Below are 18,153 nucleotides of genomic sequence, written 5' to 3' on the forward strand. Positions count from 1 at the left end.
TACTAAAAGCAACCGCATTTATTCTAGGGAGAGCGCAATGGATACTGTCACCAAGATTATGCTGAATATTACCCTGACGTCAGCCATTGTGACAGGATTCTGCGTTTCTGAGAAAAGCGGCACACTCTTTACCCTGATGCTGTTTGGGTTTTTTTGCAATGTGGGGATGTATCTTGTGGGCTTTGTGATCAGTATACGCAAAGGCAGGGCAAAAAAGGCGCTGTATACCCTGAATATGCCGGGGTATAATTACACTCAGGCTGTTCTATTTCTACCTGCCGCTGCGGCAAGTACTGGTCATTTTGCTCTTTTTGCCGATCACAGTACTGTCGCCGGTATTTACAGAAAAATGCGGGGGATGACGCGGGCCTTTCCAGCTTTGCGGGCTCGGTGTCTATTTTGATCAGCATTGTGATTATGGTAACGCTGATTGCGTCCATGCATATCGGCTAAGGACAGAGGTCTTGCTTTATGCTATAATTAAGATACAAAATTTTACAGAGGAGAATCGACGATGCGAGAAAAGAGCGTTTCATTTTTATGCACACTGCTGGTTTTGATGGCCTGCTTTTGCGTATCGGTTTTTGCCGAGGAGGCCATCACCGTGACGACGAGCCCGGCCGATACCATTACCGATACCTCCGCCATTTTGAGAGGGGTATATTATACCGATGGTGCAGACATTACCGAACGCGGTTTTGCCTATAAACCAGCTGAAACCGGCGATGAAGACTATAAAACCGTGGTAATGCATGGCGACAACAGCGTCACCAAGTTCGGCTATACGCTGGATACGCTGATTCCGGATATGGCTTACACCGCTATGGCCTATGTCAAGACCGAATCGGGCGTCCATTATGGCCCGGAAATTGAGTTCCGCACTCTGGCGGCGCCTGCCAAGCCCAGCGAAGCGGCCGGGAAAACACCGGAAACTGGGATAGTGGAAGATGCCCTGACAGCTGCGATGCCCATGCTGCTGATGCTGTCCATGGCGCTATCCTCCATGGTGTTGTTTAAGAATAAAGCACGATGAAAATCGCAGTGATTGGTTACAGCGGATCAGGCAAGTCGACGCTTGCTAAACATCTGGGGGAGGAGACCGGGTATCCCGTGCTCCATCTGGATAAGGTCAACTTCCTTCCAGGCTGGCAGGAGCGGGACCGCGCAGAAGCGAGGGCGATGGTCACAGCCTTTATGGCTCAGGACGACTGGATTATCGACGGCAACTACGGTGATCTCCACTGTGGACTTCGCATGGCTGCGGCGAATAAGATCATGATGCTCTGCCTGCCGAGGCGGGTCTGCTTTCCGAGAGCCTATCTGCGCTACCTCAAATCCAGGAACCAGGTCCGGGAGAGCATGGCGGAGGGCTGTGAGGAAAAATTTGACTATGCCTTCGCCAAGTGGATTTTAAAAGACGGGCGCAGTAAACGCCACAGGGACTGGTATCGCAGTCTTCAGAAAGCCTACCCCGAAAAGGTTCTTTTCTGCCAGAACAGCCGGGATGTCAGAAAACTGCTTGAAAGCGGGAAAATATGGCAGTCTGAGTGTTGAGACAGCATCGCAACAGCGAAGCTGTCTCTTGTTTTTTTGATGGCGGCACCCTTGTCCAGATACAGGCTGAACACTGTCCCATCTTGCTTAAAAAACAGATAAAGGCAGCCTGGACTATAAATAATCCTAAAGGCTGCCTTTAGTTGATTATGCCTTGCCCTTTAAATGCTCCAGAATCTGGTCGGCGTTTTCGGCGGGCTTGACTTTTTCATAAACCTTTTCGATCATACCAGCTTCGTCAATGATGTAGGTGGTGCGCACAATGCCCATATAGGTTTTGCCGTACATTTTCTTTTCCTTCCATACATCATAGGCCTGGATAACCTCGGTTTCCGGGTCGGAGAGCAGCAGAAAGGGCAGCTCATACTTCGAGGCAAAATTGGTGTGCGAGCGGGTGCTGTCCTTGCTGACGCCAATGACAACTGCGCCCAGAGCCTCAAATTCAGAATACGCGTCCCGGAAAGTGCAGGCCTGGGTGGTGCAGCCCTTTGTATTGTCCTTGGGATAAAAATAAAGAATAACCTTTTTTCCTTTAAAATCAGAAAGGCTGACCGGATGGTTGTCTTTATCAGGTAGTGTGAAATCCGGGGCCTTGGTACCTTGCTGTAACATCATTTGCTCCTTTTCTTACTTTTCTTAATAGGATACCCTTATTTTACACTTTGGAATGGTGCCATGCAACAAAACTTTAAAAAAATTAATAAGGTACCTTGACAAATATGTGAAAAGGGTGTAAAATTCAATCATAAGGTACCTGAATAAAAGGAGCGGCGGCGGAACGCCCCCGCTTCACGAATCGAAAAGGAGATAAAAAATGAACGAACTCAATGAAAAATTAATGGAACAGTTCAGAAAATACCAGGTTTTAATGCACCAGGGAATGCGTCGCTTTGCGCCGAGAGGGCCAAAGGAAGACCCACACCACGGACAGGGAAAAGTGCTTGTGATGCTGGCTGAAAATGACGGCGTCAGCCAGAAGCTGCTGACTGAGCAGTCCGGCATACGCCCGGCGTCTCTGAGCGAGCTGATCATCAAGCTTGAACGGAACGGGCTGGTGGAACGCCACAGAAATGAAGAGGACAAGCGAAACAGGAACGTTTATCTGACAGAGGATGGAAGAGCGCTGGCAGAAACCATCAAAAGCCGAAAGGATGAATCCGCAGATTTTCTTTTTGATGTTTTATCGGAAGAAGAAAAAGAAACCCTCACAGTGCTTTTCGATAAGCTGATCACCTCACTGGAAGATAAAGTAGCGGATATAGATGAAGAAATGCCACCGCTTGCCCCGCCGCATCCTCATTTACCGCACGGAGGTCCCCATGGCCCGCATCATGAGCACTTTGGCGGCCCGCACGGTCCTCATCATGGCCACGGCCCCCATGATCCAGAGCATCCGCAGTCTACTCGCCATTCAGAAGCAGAGGAAGAGGATAAAATTGTACTGGATGTTCTTAATGAAGAACAAGAAGAGGAATAATTCGATATGATTTACCCGGTTTTGTATGCGAATGGGGCAACAAAACCGGGATTTTTTTGTCAAAATATATCTGCAAATCTATTTTACAAAAGGAAATGAATCCGATATAATTGATTTACAAGAAACGTAAACCATTGCAACGGCACCGGATATTTTGTTTTAACAAAAATTCAAGCGATTTTATTTTGAAATGAGGTACGAGATGTTTACAGCGTTTAACTTAACAATGGATGAAAAAGAGATGGCCCGGCTGGAAAAGGGAGCGCCATGCTCAGATGCGGATGAAAGTGTGAATCAGGCGAAAGTTGTGGAGGAACTGAAAAAATACCTCGGAATGGGGGCCGCTTTTGACGGCGAGGCTCTGCTTTCCGAGTGGTTTCCGGAGCTCAAATTCCAGGTGTTTTTATCCCACGCTCTGGCAGATGGGCCTTTGGCGTCCAGGCTTGAGCGCTGGCTTCAGAAAGAGCTGGGAGTTTCAGTCTTTGTGGATTCGTGGATCTGGCAGGCAGCAGACGAGCTGGTAGCCGGGGGATTTGCGCCCGGCCATGTCTACCCTGTCCTGCACATGGCCTTGGGCAAGATGATCGCCCAGTGTGAGTGTGTGATTTTCCTGAACCCATATCATTCGCTGAAGAAGGAGGGAGCCGTTGAAGAAACACCGTGGATTTACGCAGAACTTCAGACAGCCCGTATGACGCGGAAGAAAAAGCCGGAGCGCTTTAAGAAATTTCATTTTGCCGTCACGCTCGGCACCCAGTTAAAAATAGAGTTTGATCCGCAGCTGCCTAATTTGTTACTTTTAAGCGCAGAGGATCTCGAAAAATGGTGTAGCCAGCAGCATATTGTCTCAGAGGATGTCTATCATTTGGATTTGCTCTATCTTCAAAAGCAAATTATTATCTAAATTTAAAATGCCATCTGACGAATTTCTCCGTCAGATGGCGTTTCGCTTATTTGGCGGCAATGGGGAAGCAGCATTCTGTTACCCATTTTTCAGGCTCGCTGGTATCGCCAGGCCCCACATGGTAGACATTGAACATGGTGCCGTTGGTTCGGTAGCCGTTTTCCTCAATCCACCTCATGGTTGTGATGTTGACATCGGTGATCTGGTCATAGGCGCCAGTGAAAGTGACGCTTGCCACCAGGCGGGCGGGCAGTTTTTTAAAAAAGACGTGCCCGGTATCCTGGTAGCTGCCAATGACAGACACCTGAACTTCTACATCCGGGTTGGCTTCATGGTATTCTGCATCGTGGTAGGTCGCGGTGCTGAAGGGCGGGGTGGCGAACTTGGGATGCTGGGGTGCGATTTCAGCGTGCAGTTTTTCCCAGAGGCGGCCTTCTTCAGTGTAGGTACTCAGGGTATCACGCAGGCTTGCAACCTGACAGGAGGGTAATTCTTTTGCAACAACGATATAATTTTTCATGATTTCTTCCTTTCTGCGAAGCCTTTCGCCAGCGGCTTTCAGCTGCCAGAGCTGAACCTGCAGTTTTTCAGCTTCCTTCAGCTTCTTCTGGTAGCAGGCTTCAATGTGCGTTTCAAGAGCCTGGGAAGTGCTGCTGCTTTCAAGAATTTCACCGATGGCTGTCAGGCTCAAGCCCATGCGCTGCAGAGAGACAATGGTGCTGACAGTCGTCAGCTGAGAAGCTGTGTAGTAACGGTAGCCGGTAAAGGGGTCAACCCGTTCTGGAAGCAGAAGCCCCATCTCCTCAAAATGGCGCAGCATTCGGACGCTGACGTGGCAAAGTTTAGAAAATTCTCCAATTTTCAGCATATTCCCATCTCCTTTCAAAGTTGGTTTTCTTGAGCTCATCCTTAGTATAATCCCTCACATAATGGCAGAGTCAAGGAAGAAAATAAAGTTTTTCAGTCCAGTAAATAGTGTAGCAACCGTTCAGGGTCATCGAGGAACATTTTGGTCAGGCAATAGGGCTCGGTATCTCTGTAGGAGGTCAGGGACAGACGGCCATCGGGGGATAAAACATAAATATCTGCATTGGGGCAGGCCAGCAGAATGGGAGAGTGGGTCGCGACAATAAACTGGGAGCCGTCCCGTGCCAGGTTGTGGATCAGGGATAACAGTGTCATCTGGCGTGAGGCGGACAGGGCGGCCTCGGGCTCGTCTAGAATATAAAGTCCCTTGCCTCGGAAGCGGCTCTGGACCAGTGCCAGAAAGCTTTCGCCGTGGGACTGGGCATGAAGAGAGCGACCGCCGTAGCTTTTGTACAGGCCAGTCCCTCCGGGTTCATTCTCCATCCGGTCAATTTCTGCCGCAACATTGTAAAAGCTCTCAGCTCTTAGAAAGAAATTGTCTTTGGGAAGGGCGAGGCCCTTGGTCAGATTGATGAACTGATACAGGACAGAGTGGGTATCGTGGGAATGAAAATCAAAATTCTTTGACCCGCCCTCTGGGTTAAAGCCATACCTCACCGCCAGTGCCTCCAGCAGGGTAGATTTGCCGGTACCGTTTTCGCCGCAGAAAAAAGTGACGTTCTTTTCAAAGAAAAAGGGCTCAAGCTGCTGAATGACTGGCAGGTCGGAAAGATAGCTCTGAGTGTAGGCCGGATCGTTCCGGTCAATGGAAAAGCTACTGAGATAAAGGGTGCTGAACATTGGATACCTCCTCGATGTATCGGTTGTCTTTATTGTACCAGTTAAAGGACAAAAAGCAAAACCAGAATGTCGCGGTCCTCTTATATGAATGTCAAGCGTGAATTGTTAAATGTTTGTTAAATATTCGGCAGTCTATTGTGTTTTGGCAGGCACTCTTTTATAATGACATCAACAGATTGTTTGGAGAAATGATGATGAACAATGCCGTTGTTGCCCTTGTCTTTATAGACAATATCCGCATTGAGAATAGGTGAGACGCAGCCTGTACCCTCAGGGATACGGGGTGTGTCTTTTTGCGTGACGGTGGTTCATCTGGTAGGAGGAAAGTGAAAAGTTATGGGTGTTACTGATGTTTTGGGTTTACTCGGAGGGTTAGCCCTGTTTCTGTACGGAATGCAGATGATGAGCTCGGGTCTTGAAGCGGCTGCGGGCAATCGTATGAAGCAGATACTGGAGCGGCTGACCGCCAACCGGTTTCTGGGAGTGGCCGTTGGGGCGGCCATCACGGCGGTCATTCAATCTTCATCCGCCACAACCGTCATGGTTGTTGGCTTTGTGAACTCAGGGATGATGACTCTGATTCAGGCGGTCTGGATCATTATGGGGGCCAATATTGGTACGACGATTACGGGCCAGCTCATCGCGCTCGATGTGGGGGCGCTGGCGCCGCTGTTCGCTTTTTGCGGCGTGGCATTGGTGGTTTTTACCAAAAAGGTTAAGCTGCACCACTGGGGCCTGATTGTCGCCGGACTGGGGATTTTGTTCATCGGTATGGATATGATGAGCACAGCGATGATGCCGCTTCGTGACTCACCGGCTTTTGTCAATCTGATGACCCGGTTTTCGAACCCGGCCCTCGGGATTCTGGCAGGGGCTGTTTTTACCGCTGCGATTCAGTCTTCATCCGCTTCAGTCGGAATTTTGCAGGCACTGGCCGTCAGCGGCGTAATCGGCCTGCCTAGTGCGGTGTATGTGCTGTTTGGACAGAATATCGGGACCTGTATTACCGCAGTGCTGGCGTCCATTGGCACCAGCCGCAACGCCAAGCGCACCACAGTTATCCATTTACTGTTTAACATCATTGGAACGGTTGTTTTTACAGTCATTTGCATGCTGACGCCGCTCACGGCCTTTGTCGAGTCCCTGTCTCCAGCAAATCCAGCAGCCCAGATCGCCAATATGCACACACTGTTCAATATTGCGACAACGCTGATGCTGCTGCCCTTTGGCACGCTCCTGGCAAAGGCGGCGATCAGAATTCTGCCCGAGCGCCCTTCAGAAAAAAGCGGCGAGCACCAGCTTTTATACATCAAGCCTGTTGAGGCTTCGTTGGAATACCAGATGGGTACCTCTGCCATTATCGTGAACGGTGTGTGGCGTGAACTGCGGCGCATGGCGAAAATGGTCACAGAGAACCTGGAACAGGCATTTCAAGGGGTTTTGGAAAAGAGCAGCCGCTATACAAAGGATGTGGCAAAATCAGAAGAGTATGTCAATTATCTGAATACCGAGATTTCCAGGTACATTTCGCATGTCATAACCTATGAGCTCAATGAAAAAGATGGGGTTCTGGTTTCCGCGTTTTTCAAAATCTGCGGCAGCCTTGAGCGCGTGGGGGACCATGCGGTCAATATCAGTGAACAGGCCAGGCTTTTGGAGGAAAAACATATCGGATTTACAGAGGAGGCCCAGGAAGAAATGCGGTCGCTTCAGCAGGTCAGCATCGGCGTGCTGGACTCACTCAGCAGGCTGGAGGCCATTACTGAAAAGAGGCTGACTGAAATTGCCGATTATGAACAGAGAATGGATGATTTGACACTTGATTACCAGAGAAACCAGATTGCCCGGATGCGAAAAGGCCTCTGTTCAGACGAAGCCTGTGTGATTTATTCCGAAATACTTATGGATATTGAGAGCATCGGCGATCATATCCTGAGCATCGGCGAGGTGCTGGTGCAGGCCAGCGCCTCCAAAACAACGGTCGATATGGAACAGGAAGCTTATGCGAGGTAAGGATTAATATGGAAACTGAAAAACGGCGGGCTTTTATCATTAATTTTATGTATTTTGCCATTCTTGCGCTTCTGTGCTTTGCGGTACTCAAATATGCCATGCCGTTGCTGGCTCCTTTTATCATCGGCTTCGCTCTGGCCTATCTGCTGAAAGGGCCAATCCGCCTGTTGTCCGGAAAACTGCGCCTGAACGGGAAAATATCGGCGATTGTGGTGGTGCTTGTCTTTTACGGTACCATCGGCACGCTCATTTCACTCCTCGGGGTTAAGGCATTTGCGGCTTCCAGAGAGCTGATTTTTAATCTGCCCCAGATTTATGCCCTCCATGTGGAACCAGTGCTCATGGGGATTTTTGACGGGGTAGAGCAGTCGGTGCTCAGGATGGATCCTGCCCTGGTAGCAGCCCTTGAGGAGATGTTTAACCGTCTGGTGCAGTCTCTGGGGCAGATGGTTTCCAGCCTGTCCATGGGGGCTATGGGCACCGTATCGGATATTGCGTCTTCGCTGCCCGGGCTTTTTATCAAGCTGCTGTTACTCATTATTTCCACCTTTTTTATCGCCATCGACTATGACCGTCTGACAGGCTTTGTCATGCACCAGTTAAATGGAAAGACCAGGACAGTTTTTGTTCAGATCAAGGAATACGTGGTGGGAACACTCTTTGTGTGTATCCGCTCCTATGCGCTCATCATGAGCATTACCTTTGTTGAGCTCGTTATTGGCCTGACCCTCATCGGTGTCGACAATGCTCTGATCATCGCCTTTGTCATTGCGGTGTTCGATATTCTTCCGGTACTGGGCACAGGTGGTATCATGATCCCCTGGACGGTGATTACAGCCCTGCAGGGGAACTATCCGCTGGCATTGGGGCTGCTGCTGGTCTATCTGGTGATCACAGTGGTACGAAACATTATTGAACCGAAAATTGTGGGAAGCCAGATCGGCCTTCATCCGGTGATTACGTTGGCCAGCATGTTTGTGGTCTGCAGCTTTTTGGCGTTGTAGGGCTTTTCGGTTTTCCGATCGTGCTCTCACTGCTGTGCCATCTGAACGAAACGGGCACCATCCACCTGTTTAAGCCAGTGGAGGATACCCGGTAGGTTAAAGGGATTGCTTTAGAGATTAAAAGGAGAGGCTGCGGCAAAACGCCGCAGCCTCTCCTTTTTCTTTAAGCTTCGATAATTTCGCGCTGTGCTTTTTTGGGAAGGCTTTTGAGGACTGTCTCGTAGGCGCTGTCGAGCATTTTTTGAACCGTGTCCTCTGGCACGCCGCCTTCGAGGTAGAGCGTGTTCCAGTGAACTTTATTCATATAATAGCCGGGAATAACCGTGCCGGGATAGGCAGCCCGGAGAGTCAGTCCCTCCTCAGGCGGCAGTTTCATGGTGACGATGGGATCACCGGTTTTATGCTCCCCCATATAGGCGAACATTTTTCCATGAAGCAGATATTTCATCGCCTTCCATTCGGCCTGCCAGACCTTCTCGACACCCTTTTTATCCAGACAATAGGGGTCGATCCATGAAGCGTTATTCATTTATTTCCTCCGCCAGCTCTTTGGCCAGGAATTGGACATAGGGAAGCGGGCACATGGTGCGCTCAGCGGTCGCCTCAATGCTTAACCCCTGGGATAAAAACCGCTTGATCACCAATGAGAGAGGCTCTCCAACCTCGATGATGTGGTGATCAGGGTCATAAAAGCGGATCACCCGCTGTCCCCACGCCTGGGTAAACATTGGCCGTACCAGCGTGGCGCCCCAGCTTTCCAGAACCTTGAGAAATCCGTCCAGATCATCCTCTTCAAAGTACAGCTCCTTATCATTGCCGCCAAAGCAGACAGCGTTTTCCGGTTTGTCGATGAATTCCAGCCAGGTTTCCTTTGTCTGGAGAGCCACGCCACAGTCATAGCTGACATTGACTCCCAGATCCATGGCAACTTTGAGCCTCAGAAGCTTTTCATAAAAAGCGCGGGATTTTTCCATATCGGATACGACAAGCATGAATGCATTATATTTCATATAATCTCCTTTACCGGTGGTGTCAATCTTTCCAGTTCCACCATTTTAGTTTTTCAGGGTCATGCTCGGTATTCTCAGCGAAGTAAACCGCCAGCCGGTAAACATAGAGAACACATCGGTCCAGCTGCTCACCCCTTTGCTGGCATTCTCTGCGATACATCGTCTCAGGGTCTGCCCCCTTCAGCGAATCGACCGTGCTGTAGCCAAGCTCCAGAAGATGCCTCTCCATATTTGGTCCAACGCCGGGAATGGTTTGTAAATCACTTTTCACGAGCGTCACCTCCTTGTTCTGTTACTATAAACTAAAACTTGTAGGATTCATTGTAAAAATCCGACATGTGAGCATAGTATTTTGTCGGTGATATACCGCAGACCGCCTTGAAATCATGGTTGAAATGCGATTGATCATAGTAGCCCAGCGTGTGCGCGAGCTTTGTGAAAGCGATGGGATCTTTTTCCATGCGCTGCATGGCGAGGTTGATGCGGGTCAGCCGGGTAAAGGTTTTATAGCGCATTCCCAGAGCTTCTGTTATGAGACGCTGGAGGTGGCGTTCGGAATACCCGATTTTTTCAGCTGCGGTGCTGACCGTGGCCTGGCAACTGACATGCTTCAGAATGGGCGAAAGGGGCCGGGGATTGCCGGGCATTTCCGCTAAGGCGGTCAGAAGCAGTGTGTCAATCGCATTGCTGAGGTAAGCCACCCTTTGGCTTTGCTCAAAGGCATTCTTTATCCCAATGCTCAGGGAAGGACACACGAGCTCAAGCGGTTCCCTGCGGTCTGTAAAATCCTTGAGGTTCAGCCCCAGAAGCCGATTTGCGCCGCCGGGAAGGAACTCGATAAAAAAACGCAGTGGGATGTTTTCAGCATCGCCGAAAACCACCACCGTTTTGGTGGTAGGGCCCCAGAAACAGCCGGACAGGGCTCTGCCGTCATAAGAAAAGACAACACAGCCGCTGGCATCGGGAATCAGCGTCAGCTTTTCAGGAAGGTGGCTTTTGGGCTGTGCTCCCTGAGCGCAAAAGGTGTAATGCGCGATATAAGGCCTTAGTAGTAGATGAGGCGCGATGTAGAGATGTGTGGGGGTGTGGGCCAGAATGGATAATTCCGGCCGTTTTTCGGGCTGCTGCATGGTGTTCCTCCTGTTGTAGTGAATCCATTATACCTGAAATAACTTAAGTGTTCGATGATAAAATAAAAAATGGCTTGACCTTGTCATCATGTCAAGGTATAAACTACAGATGAACCGGTTCAGAAAATGAATGACACAGGAGGTAAGGATGTTCACCATTGGAGAATTTTCAAAGCTGGGGCGTATTTCACCGCGTATGCTCCGGTATTATGACGCCATGGGGTTGCTTCGGCCCACCCGTATTGGTGAAAATGGCTACCGTTATTACGAAGCCGCGCAGCTGGAAACCCTGGCGGAGATCGAGACACTGAAGGACTACGGCTTCGCCCTGTCTGAAATCGGCGATCTGCTCACGCTGTCCGGGCAGGAGCTGGCTGTAAGACTCCACCGCAGGCGGTTGGCGGCCTATGATGAAATATATACCCTCAGAAAAAAGCTCCGTCAGATGGAGGACGCCATGATGAAAATGGAAAAATGCAATTTGTTAAAGGACCAGTATCACGTTATTGTAATGGAAACACCAGCGCAGCGGGTTTACGGTATCCGCCGGAAAATTAACATCAGTGAAACCGGAGACCTGTTTGATGATCTGTATAAAAAAGTCAATGAGCTGGGGCTTACGCGCTGCGGCGCAGCGCAGCAGGTTTATCTGAGTGAGGAATTCAGCTATGAAAGTATGGATGTCGAGGCTCAGGTAGAGGTAAGCGGTGAACACCCGGATGTTAAAGTCATACCGGCGCGCCTGTGTGTTGCCACTACCCATATCGGCCCCTTTGAGGGCCTGCACAACGCTTATGACGCAATCTGCTCGTGGCTGGCCGAGCACCCGGAATACAAAGTAACCGGCCCCTCGGTCGAACGCTACCTGAAGGATGTGGATATGGTTAAAGATGAGGAGGAGCTGGAAACAGGGATTTTATTTCCAGTACAAAAGCTGCAGTAAGCAAAAAGAGAAGATGCGGTGTTTCGCCGCATCTTCTCTTTGAACGTTCTTCTGGGCTCTCTATACTTCAATTTTATCGGCATGGTCCATCCAGGGGCTGGTGGTAACCACAAAACGAACCGTTTCAGTGCCCTTATTTTCAAGACGATGGATTTCTCCCGGCTCCAAATGAATAAAATCACCAGCCGAGCAGGTGCTTTCGACATCATTTACGGTCATGGAGACAGTCCCTTCCAGTATATAAAAGTTTTCTTCCATAATCTCATGGTAATGGGGAGACACCACATTGCCAGGTAGCAGCTTGACAATACCAAAATTTGAGGTCGGACCCATCATCAGGTATTTTGGCCCGTGATCGCCGTGACGGTACGCTTTTTCGTCTTCGTGAAGTGTGAACATAATCATTTTCCTTTCCGGTGGAGTGGTTCTATTATAAACCATAAAACCGGGAACGGCAAATAAGTGTGAATGTCAACATAAAATTACAAAATTCTCGAAAAAAGTTTAAAGCTTCGAGAGTTCAAGCTCGAAAAGCTCAGCAGAACAGCAGTAATTGAGGATTTTCCGCGGGTAGTGATTAATGCGGTCGACCACCTGTTTAATGTAATGTAAACTTAAATCAGCGATTTTTTCACCTTTTTTGATGTATCTGCGGATAAAGCGATTATAGTTTTCATTACTGCCCCGTTCGCAGGCTGTGTAAGGATGGCAATAGTAGGTTGTCGTCCTTTTCTTTTTGGTGTAGAGTGATTTTTCGATGCCTTTAAAGTCCAGAAACTCTGAGCCGTTATCCATGGTGATGGTCTTGAAGATTTTCTTGAACTTGTGCTTATATTTGCATTCTAAGGTATCTAAGCATTTAATGACGCTGGCTTCGGTTTTCTGACGCATTCTAAAGACAAAGCTATGGCGTGTCATACGTTCGGTCATGACAAGTAAACACTCTTGATCGGATTTACAGGATTCAACACAGTCCATTTCAAAATGACCAAACTCGTTCCGGTCTAAAATTTCCTCCGGGCGTTTTTCAATGCTGGTTCTTACCTTTGACTTATGTGTGCGGTTCACGCGCTTTATGGCCTGTTTTTTTTTAAGCCCTTTGACCAGCAGGCTTTTATTGCTTACGCCGGGAATAAAGCCCTTATCGATGGCATAGTAAAGGCTGGTGGTACAGGGAATGTCTTTTTCCGGGTGTTCTTTTCTCAGGGTGCCAATGGTCACGTCCGGGCTTAAGCGTTCTTTGACAAGTTTGTGCTGAATCAGGTTCAAAAGCTCTTGGTCTCTTAAGACCTTTGGCACGGCGCCTTTGTTTTTCTGCTTTTCCAAAAAATCGGCCTGTGCGAAATCTGCACAGTAAGCTTCATACTCGGTCAGATCGGAGTTCAAAAGGGCGATGGTACCCCGCTTGATTTCATTATAGATAGTCTTAAGTGATTTTTCCATCGTCTTAGCAATTTCCCGCTTAGGCATCCTGGCTTTCAGGTAACCCTCAAGCTGAGTGCGTTCATCTTTGGTGAAATATTTGTTTTTCATTGTTGCCCTCCTGTCACTTGGAGGACGTGTGTTCCTCCAATTCTAATTTCTTTTTCTCAATATGCTGAACTAACTGGCGGTAATCATTCGGCTTAATATAATTGCAGTCCTTTAAGCCTGCCAGATAGCCTTTTAGATAATACAATTGGTATAAATTTTCTGAGTGGGTGATTTCTTCCAATACTCTAAGATATTTCATAAATTTTCATACTCCTTAAAATAATCCTTGAACCAGTCGATACTATCGACAAAGGTGGATTTTGAATACAGCCCTTCAAAAGCCATGGGAAAGTCAAGGGGCTTAATTAACTGTCCTTCTTGAATCTTCTCAGCGGTTTTAAGCCCTCTGGAACAGTAGTACATCTTCTTATTTAACTCAATGCTTGTACTGCCTAAATTTTTAGAAATGTATTTCGTGATGTAGAGCGCAGTCTTGACATTGTCCCGAATGGGCCCCAATGAGTTAAAGCCGAACTTCTGACGGTAGCTTTCCCAGCTGATATAGCCCTTCTCAGAAAGCTTTTTCAGCGGGTGAGGTTCCATATCCTGATAAGGGATATCACTTAATAAACCGTGCATATGCCAGTTTTTACCGTCCTTGTGCAGTTCGGGTATTAATAGATATTTAATCTCAATCTGGCGTTTTTTCCGCTGATCTCTAATAAACTGACTCAGGTCTTTAATAAAGATGTCCAGATTATCACGCTGGTACTTCTTGGGGTCAAGGGTAAAAGTCCCAAACCAGTTCCAATCATTACACAATGCTTTTTCCAAAACCTGTGATTTTGTCCTTGATAATGAATGTGCCATTTTTTTATCATGACCTCCCTGTCCTTTTTTAACCATCTGCTTGGGGTCTTTCTTGCCTTTAATGATCTGTTTGCAAATGGTAATCTTGAAATTATCTTCACCGAATTTTTTAATCTGTACGACATTTTTTCTTTGCGTCTACATCGGATTTCCCGTAATATGTGACTTATGTCAAGTAGCGGGCTCCGCCCGCCGTCCGGTTCCCTCTTGCGAGGGCTTCCGGTCCGCGTGCGGGGCCGCTTTCTTTACATGAAGTTTCATCTTTGCGGGTTCACCGCCAAAACGCACAATCTCGCCGCTTCTTATCTGATCTTGAAGAGTCTTCGTAGGTTTAACAGCAAGCGCAGGATTGAATTCAAAAAACGTATCATAAAGCCCTCCATAATATTTTGAGTAGGTGAAAAAGTCGGCGCTGTTCTTGTCCTTGATGGCCGTGTTACGCTCGACCGCAATGAACAGTTGAAAGGGAAGCCAGCGGTATAGCCAGTAATTGTTGGCGTGGCGGTGGTGTACTTCAATTTCCACCAGCGCCCGTATCTGGCTGTCGATCTGGTTTAAATTCTGTTGAATAAGGATAATGTCATAGCCGTAATGCCGGTGCTGGGCAAAGAAAGACAGGAAGTCCAGGCGGTCTTTGGCATTCCAGGTACGGCTGTTAAATTTGACCGATGCTTCGTCAATCACCAGCAAAGTCTGCCCCATCTTCCGGGGCTCGTGCATGGTCTGGTTGAACTGCATGAGCAGGGGAACCGTGATATCATCATTGGAGAAATAGAAAAAGTGGCCCCGGTTCTTTTTAATCTCGTTGACTTTGATGGGAAAATTGGCAATGACGTTTTTGCCCTCCTCAAGCCAGCCGACCATATTTCGGGTAGCGTGCAGGCTTTTTCCGCTTCCAGGGGTTCCGGTGTAACATTTGGTTGCCATGGTTGTCTTTTGTACCTCCTATTCGATTCTGAGTATGTGCATAATCCATTTGATAAACTTATAGCCCACAATGCAGGTTCCCCAGGCGAGGAGTACGGGCATCATGAGATTCACAGGCAGAAAATAATTTACGTAGCCCATGAACTCGGATGGGACGTCAAGGGTAATGCCCGCAAAGGGAGAGGTGGGCAGGATGTTCACAATCCATGAGATGACACCGCAGATGAGCGTAATTAAGAAGTTGATAATCAGAATAAAGAAATCCGCGATCATTCGTCACCACCTCCAAAGAACATGCCAAAGGTTTTCCACGCTAAGCCGATGATAAAAGCAATAAAAGCCAGATTACGGAACAGTGGGGCATACTTGTCAAACATGGTCAAATCGCCCTTGATGGGAATCTTCCCGGCACCAACGGAAGTAAAATCCATTTCCCAGTCAAAGGCAAAGGGGACGGGCTCAGCCTGAAAGACACCAAACAGGCGCACCAGATCACCGGGCAGGGAGAAGGGGAATTTTTCACTCAGGTTGTCGGGCATGCTGTTCAGGGCGTCGAGATTCAGCGAGAGGGTCGGCACAAAGGCGGCTTTCATAAACTTCAATAAGCCGTCCATGAAATCGCCGATGGGGTTTACCCAGCGGTCACCGTTGTAGTCGGGGGTGGGTTCTGGCGTCGGCTCTGGGGTGGGTGTTGGTTCGGGGTCAGTGCTGGGTTCCTGATCGGGGGTGACGTCTTCATAGCCGGGAAGGTTGATCAGGTCGTCGGTGACAGGATTATAGTTATCTGGGAGCGTGGGGAGCTCGTCGGTGGTGGGGGCAATGATTAAGTTCTCGGTCGAATTGTCAATGTAGTTATTAATGTTGTTAATGACCGTTTGGGGGAGGCGGGTTGGGAGTTTTACTTTGTTGGCGGTTTTGGCGTTTATGTTGGGGACGTATTGCGGATTTGATACACTTGGATAAGAAACGCCCGGAACATTGAAAATGGAATATATTCCATATTGCTTATCAGTTAAGCCACCAGTAAAACGATATATACGGATTTTATTCGGCCATACTAATAAGGTGATTGCAGTAGAACTTGTACAACCATCCTCTTCACCAGTTTTTAAATTTTTCCAGTGTATCCTAGTATTCAAATAACTTACATCATTTTTTACAAAGCAATCATAATCCCCCGACTGGTTATCAAGATCAGCGTAATTCCAACCCGTATATGAAACTTTAATATCACTTGCTACATAGTATTCATAACCAAACGCAGTACCAATATATTTTAAATTTTTTCCATGAGTTATCGACCCGGTTCCTTGTTCTGGCCATACCACATCCACCACCCCTTTTAAGACGGCGTACAGGGCTTTCCCGCTGTATTTGCTCCAGTCGACTTCCTCACCATTTAGAAGCTTCTGGTTGAGGTTCTGGAGAACGTTCATCTGGTGGTTGTAATCGTCTGGATCGGGAAAAGCTGTCTGGAGGTTCGCTGTCCATTTTTCATTTATTTGATTCATTTGCTCAGGTGTATATAAAACATTAGTTTGTACATAACGACCTGCAATTAAGGCGGTGGCAATAGTAGCCGCTAAAATAGCATCATCAACACCTATCACTGCTTTAACCTTCTTTGGTTGAAAAAAAGGTATAATAAATAAGAATAATGAAAGTAGTATAGCAGTTGATTTCATAAATATATTTTTATTAAATCACAAAGTAATTTTTGATTATCTTTTCAAAAGTTCTTATATGCCGGTATAGCCTATTGTTACAGGCTTTTCCGGCATTTTTCATTGTGGAAGATACTCTCAAATCTTCTTATATCCCCGTATGTTTTGGTGTTCAAAAGTAGTATGTGGAGTAGTAAATTCTCCGTTTACTACTTAGGCAATCAGCCGCTTCATTTCTGTTATCGACGTTTCGGAAGTCGTATGCGCGTAATAGTTCAGCGTCATATTGATGTTGGAATGTCCCATGATGTACTGCAATGCCTTTGGGTTCATTCCTGCATTTGCTAACGTGGTGCAGAATGTGTGGCGTAAGGTGTGCGGTGTCATTACCTTTGGCAATGCTACCTTTTGCGTTTTGTTGTATTTCCTTACAAGCCCCCGGAACATACTTTCATAGTTGACTGCCACTTTTGGCAAACCGTTCCGGTTAAGGAACAGAAACTTTGTGTAGCCCTCTAAAATAACAGGCTGTGCATATTTCCGCTTGTTCAGCACCCGCTGAAATGCTTCTAACACTTTTTCACTCATAGGAATAACCCGGTTGCCGCTTTTCGTCTTAGGCGTTTCCACATAGTAGCCCACGTCTGCAATCTTCAAAAGTTGGTGGTCTACATTGATAAGCTGTTTGCCTAAGTCAATGTCAGCTTCCGTCAGTCCGCAGAGTTCCGAAATGCGAAGCCCTGTCCCTAACAGTATGATAATCTCGTCGTAGTATTTCTGATAGACTTTATCATGCTGCACAAAGGACAGAAAAGCCGCTTCCTGCGTAGGGGATAGAGGTTCCTTTGGTTCCGTATCATCTTCAAGGACTGTGTTCAACTGGAAGTCAAATGGATTTTTACGAATACAATCGTCCTGTATGGCTGTGTAAAAGGCAGCCTTTAAGGAACGCTTGTGGTTGTTGATAGTCTTGAAGCCGTAACCTTTTTCTTTCATGCGTAACGCCCATTCCTTTGCGTCGGAGAGCTTCACATTTTCAATCCGGCAGGCTCCAAGTTTATCCTCCTGCAAAATCCGCATGAGCTGTTTTCGCCCCTGCTTTGTACCATGCCGCACATTTGCCCGGTGGCGTATCTGCTTTGCGTAGAGTTGGCAGACCGTCATTTTCTTTCCGATATGGTCGATACCGTCGTCAAGGTCTTTTTGGATTTCTTTCTCTTTTTCCCTCAACGCTATATCGTCGCGCTTTCCTGCCGGGGTTTTGTCCGTAGGCACTAACTTCCAAGAATACACAAACTGCGGTTTCCCAAAGGTATCTATATATTTGTAGGCATATCTCCCGTCTTTTCTCTGGCTCTCTCCGGTGCGGAGAATACGATTTTTATTATCCCGTCTTTTTTCCGACATCGTTATGCTCCTTTCCATAATGGAAAGAGCCTTGATATGCTTGACTATATTGTACCACATTCAAGGCTCG

23 protein-coding genes are annotated in these 18,153 nt (G+C 47.7%); 8 read left to right on the forward strand and 15 right to left on the reverse strand.

Annotation, left to right across the window (positions count from 1 at the left end; translation table 11 throughout):
- Positions 1–37 precede the first annotated feature (37 nt).
- The 3 genes from CPZ25_RS19380 (at position 38) to CPZ25_RS19390 (ending at position 1,554) form a co-directional block, all read left to right on the forward strand.
- Positions 38–403, forward strand: a complete 366-nt coding sequence (locus CPZ25_RS19380; protein WP_207670834.1) for a hypothetical protein — start codon at positions 38–40, stop codon at positions 401–403.
- Positions 404–514: 111 nt separating this feature from the next.
- A complete protein-coding gene (locus CPZ25_RS19385; RefSeq protein ID WP_074617701.1) occupies positions 515–1,033 on the forward strand; it encodes a hypothetical protein in 519 nt (172 codons plus the stop codon).
- The gene (locus CPZ25_RS19390) at positions 1,030–1,554 is read left to right on the forward strand and encodes a P-loop NTPase family protein (protein WP_096920623.1); all 525 of its coding nucleotides are present in this window, start codon (positions 1,030–1,032) and stop codon (positions 1,552–1,554) included. Before CPZ25_RS19385 ends, CPZ25_RS19390 begins: the two co-directional genes overlap by 4 nt.
- Before the next feature lie 147 nt (positions 1,555–1,701).
- Here CPZ25_RS19390 and bcp read toward each other — a convergent pair whose 3' ends face one another.
- On the reverse strand, positions 1,702–2,166 hold the full coding sequence (gene bcp, locus CPZ25_RS19395) for a thioredoxin-dependent thiol peroxidase (protein ID WP_096920622.1): 465 nt from the start codon (positions 2,164–2,166) through the stop codon (positions 1,702–1,704).
- A gap of 202 nt (positions 2,167–2,368) precedes the next feature.
- Here bcp and CPZ25_RS19400 point away from each other — a divergent pair, with 202 nt between their 5' ends.
- Positions 2,369–3,031: a MarR family winged helix-turn-helix transcriptional regulator gene (locus CPZ25_RS19400; protein WP_096920621.1), complete on the forward strand. Its 663-nt coding sequence runs from the start codon at positions 2,369–2,371 to the stop codon at positions 3,029–3,031.
- A gap of 202 nt (positions 3,032–3,233) precedes the next feature.
- Positions 3,234–3,935, forward strand: a complete 702-nt coding sequence (locus CPZ25_RS19405; protein WP_074617705.1) for a toll/interleukin-1 receptor domain-containing protein — start codon at positions 3,234–3,236, stop codon at positions 3,933–3,935.
- Between the two features lie 46 nt (positions 3,936–3,981).
- Here CPZ25_RS19405 and CPZ25_RS19410 read toward each other — a convergent pair whose 3' ends face one another.
- Together CPZ25_RS19410 and CPZ25_RS19415 are read right to left on the reverse strand one after the other, a co-directional pair.
- On the reverse strand, positions 3,982–4,803 hold the full coding sequence (locus CPZ25_RS19410; RefSeq protein WP_167495277.1) for a MerR family transcriptional regulator: 822 nt from the start codon (positions 4,801–4,803) through the stop codon (positions 3,982–3,984).
- Positions 4,804–4,895: 92 nt separating this feature from the next.
- A complete protein-coding gene (locus tag CPZ25_RS19415; RefSeq protein WP_096920619.1) occupies positions 4,896–5,642 on the reverse strand; it encodes an AAA family ATPase in 747 nt (248 codons plus the stop codon).
- Between the two features lie 336 nt (positions 5,643–5,978).
- Between CPZ25_RS19415 and CPZ25_RS19420 the strand changes: the two genes are divergently transcribed.
- Positions 5,979–7,655, forward strand: coding sequence for a Na/Pi cotransporter family protein (locus CPZ25_RS19420; RefSeq protein ID WP_074617708.1), 1,677 nt, complete (start codon positions 5,979–5,981; stop codon positions 7,653–7,655).
- 8 nt (positions 7,656–7,663) lie between these two features.
- On the forward strand, positions 7,664–8,659 hold the full coding sequence (gene ytvI, locus CPZ25_RS19425) for a sporulation integral membrane protein YtvI (RefSeq protein WP_341473486.1): 996 nt from the start codon (positions 7,664–7,666) through the stop codon (positions 8,657–8,659).
- Positions 8,660–8,822: 163 nt separating this feature from the next.
- On the opposite strand, the gene CPZ25_RS19430 is transcribed toward ytvI, so the two are convergent.
- Genes CPZ25_RS19430 through CPZ25_RS19445 form a run of 4 tightly spaced genes read right to left on the reverse strand, consistent with a single transcriptional unit; the run spans position 8,823 to position 10,799 of the window.
- Entirely contained in the window at positions 8,823–9,188 is a 366-nt protein-coding gene (locus tag CPZ25_RS19430) for an MmcQ/YjbR family DNA-binding protein (RefSeq protein WP_096920618.1), read from the reverse strand.
- Positions 9,181–9,669 (reverse strand): VOC family protein, encoded by a 489-nt coding sequence (locus CPZ25_RS19435; RefSeq protein WP_074617711.1) that lies wholly within the window; start codon positions 9,667–9,669, stop codon positions 9,181–9,183. The genes CPZ25_RS19430 and CPZ25_RS19435 overlap by 8 nt, the downstream gene beginning before the upstream one ends.
- A 22-nt stretch (positions 9,670–9,691) precedes the next feature.
- Positions 9,692–9,940, reverse strand: coding sequence for a helix-hairpin-helix domain-containing protein (locus CPZ25_RS19440; RefSeq protein ID WP_096920617.1), 249 nt, complete (start codon positions 9,938–9,940; stop codon positions 9,692–9,694).
- 31 nt (positions 9,941–9,971) lie between these two features.
- Complete coding sequence (locus CPZ25_RS19445) at positions 9,972–10,799, reverse strand: helix-turn-helix domain-containing protein (protein WP_074617712.1); 828 nt, start codon at positions 10,797–10,799, stop codon at positions 9,972–9,974.
- Positions 10,800–10,947: 148 nt separating this feature from the next.
- Between CPZ25_RS19445 and CPZ25_RS19450 the strand changes: the two genes are divergently transcribed.
- Positions 10,948–11,742, forward strand: coding sequence for a MerR family transcriptional regulator (locus CPZ25_RS19450; protein WP_096920616.1), 795 nt, complete (start codon positions 10,948–10,950; stop codon positions 11,740–11,742).
- Between the two features lie 60 nt (positions 11,743–11,802).
- Here the strand turns inward: CPZ25_RS19450 and CPZ25_RS19455 are convergent, their stop codons facing one another.
- From CPZ25_RS19455 to CPZ25_RS19490, 8 genes are all read right to left on the reverse strand, one after another.
- A complete protein-coding gene (locus CPZ25_RS19455; protein WP_096920615.1) occupies positions 11,803–12,141 on the reverse strand; it encodes a cupin domain-containing protein in 339 nt (112 codons plus the stop codon).
- A 105-nt stretch (positions 12,142–12,246) separates the two neighbouring features.
- The gene (locus tag CPZ25_RS19460; RefSeq protein ID WP_096920614.1) at positions 12,247–13,275 is read right to left on the reverse strand and encodes an IS30 family transposase; all 1,029 of its coding nucleotides are present in this window, start codon (positions 13,273–13,275) and stop codon (positions 12,247–12,249) included.
- Between the two features lie 13 nt (positions 13,276–13,288).
- A complete protein-coding gene (locus CPZ25_RS19465) occupies positions 13,289–13,474 on the reverse strand; it encodes a hypothetical protein (RefSeq protein ID WP_096920613.1) in 186 nt (61 codons plus the stop codon).
- Positions 13,471–14,085, reverse strand: a complete 615-nt coding sequence (locus tag CPZ25_RS19470; protein WP_133067094.1) for a rolling circle replication-associated protein — start codon at positions 14,083–14,085, stop codon at positions 13,471–13,473. The genes CPZ25_RS19465 and CPZ25_RS19470 overlap by 4 nt, the downstream gene beginning before the upstream one ends.
- Positions 14,086–14,256: 171 nt before the next feature.
- Positions 14,257–15,012 carry a zonular occludens toxin domain-containing protein gene (locus CPZ25_RS19475; RefSeq protein ID WP_096920611.1) on the reverse strand — a complete coding sequence of 252 codons (756 nt, stop codon included), beginning with the start codon at positions 15,010–15,012 and terminating at the stop codon, positions 14,257–14,259.
- Positions 15,013–15,030: 18 nt separating this feature from the next.
- Positions 15,031–15,285 (reverse strand): hypothetical protein, encoded by a 255-nt coding sequence (locus CPZ25_RS19480; protein WP_096920610.1) that lies wholly within the window; start codon positions 15,283–15,285, stop codon positions 15,031–15,033.
- A complete protein-coding gene (locus CPZ25_RS19485; protein WP_096920609.1) occupies positions 15,282–16,622 on the reverse strand; it encodes a hypothetical protein in 1,341 nt (446 codons plus the stop codon). The genes CPZ25_RS19480 and CPZ25_RS19485 overlap by 4 nt, the downstream gene beginning before the upstream one ends.
- Before the next feature lie 267 nt (positions 16,623–16,889).
- Complete coding sequence (locus CPZ25_RS19490; protein ID WP_021388559.1) at positions 16,890–18,083, reverse strand: site-specific integrase; 1,194 nt, start codon at positions 18,081–18,083, stop codon at positions 16,890–16,892.
- Positions 18,084–18,153 lie beyond the last annotated feature (70 nt).

Source organism: Eubacterium maltosivorans, assembly GCF_002441855.2.
GTDB classification, from domain to species: Bacteria; Bacillota; Clostridia; order Eubacteriales; family Eubacteriaceae; genus Eubacterium; species Eubacterium maltosivorans.

Bases quoted from the DNA above. Each gene is read 5' to 3' on its own strand.
- ytvI (WP_341473486.1), top strand. From the start codon at position 7,664: ATGGAAACTGAAAAACGGCGGGCTTTTATCATTAATTTTATGTATTTT.
- CPZ25_RS19490 (WP_021388559.1), bottom strand. From the start codon at position 18,083: ATGTCGGAAAAAAGACGGGATAATAAAAATCGTATTCTCCGCACCGGA.
- CPZ25_RS19470 (WP_133067094.1), bottom strand. From the start codon at position 14,085: ATGGCACATTCATTATCAAGGACAAAATCACAGGTTTTGGAAAAAGCA.
- CPZ25_RS19390 (WP_096920623.1), top strand. From the start codon at position 1,030: ATGAAAATCGCAGTGATTGGTTACAGCGGATCAGGCAAGTCGACGCTT.
- CPZ25_RS19400 (WP_096920621.1), top strand. From the start codon at position 2,369: ATGAACGAACTCAATGAAAAATTAATGGAACAGTTCAGAAAATACCAG.
- CPZ25_RS19385 (WP_074617701.1), top strand. From the start codon at position 515: ATGCGAGAAAAGAGCGTTTCATTTTTATGCACACTGCTGGTTTTGATG.
- CPZ25_RS19405 (WP_074617705.1), top strand. From the start codon at position 3,234: ATGTTTACAGCGTTTAACTTAACAATGGATGAAAAAGAGATGGCCCGG.
- CPZ25_RS19480 (WP_096920610.1), bottom strand. From the start codon at position 15,285: ATGATCGCGGATTTCTTTATTCTGATTATCAACTTCTTAATTACGCTC.
- CPZ25_RS19465 (WP_096920613.1), bottom strand. From the start codon at position 13,474: ATGAAATATCTTAGAGTATTGGAAGAAATCACCCACTCAGAAAATTTA.
- CPZ25_RS19445 (WP_074617712.1), bottom strand. From the start codon at position 10,799: ATGCAGCAGCCCGAAAAACGGCCGGAATTATCCATTCTGGCCCACACC.
- CPZ25_RS19460 (WP_096920614.1), bottom strand. From the start codon at position 13,275: ATGAAAAACAAATATTTCACCAAAGATGAACGCACTCAGCTTGAGGGT.
- CPZ25_RS19420 (WP_074617708.1), top strand. From the start codon at position 5,979: ATGGGTGTTACTGATGTTTTGGGTTTACTCGGAGGGTTAGCCCTGTTT.
- CPZ25_RS19435 (WP_074617711.1), bottom strand. From the start codon at position 9,669: ATGAAATATAATGCATTCATGCTTGTCGTATCCGATATGGAAAAATCC.
- CPZ25_RS19380 (WP_207670834.1), top strand. From the start codon at position 38: ATGGATACTGTCACCAAGATTATGCTGAATATTACCCTGACGTCAGCC.
- CPZ25_RS19415 (WP_096920619.1), bottom strand. From the start codon at position 5,642: ATGTTCAGCACCCTTTATCTCAGTAGCTTTTCCATTGACCGGAACGAT.
- CPZ25_RS19430 (WP_096920618.1), bottom strand. From the start codon at position 9,188: ATGAATAACGCTTCATGGATCGACCCCTATTGTCTGGATAAAAAGGGT.
- CPZ25_RS19410 (WP_167495277.1), bottom strand. From the start codon at position 4,803: ATGCTGAAAATTGGAGAATTTTCTAAACTTTGCCACGTCAGCGTCCGA.
- CPZ25_RS19450 (WP_096920616.1), top strand. From the start codon at position 10,948: ATGTTCACCATTGGAGAATTTTCAAAGCTGGGGCGTATTTCACCGCGT.
- bcp (WP_096920622.1), bottom strand. From the start codon at position 2,166: ATGTTACAGCAAGGTACCAAGGCCCCGGATTTCACACTACCTGATAAA.
- CPZ25_RS19455 (WP_096920615.1), bottom strand. From the start codon at position 12,141: ATGTTCACACTTCACGAAGACGAAAAAGCGTACCGTCACGGCGATCAC.
- CPZ25_RS19475 (WP_096920611.1), bottom strand. From the start codon at position 15,012: ATGGCAACCAAATGTTACACCGGAACCCCTGGAAGCGGAAAAAGCCTG.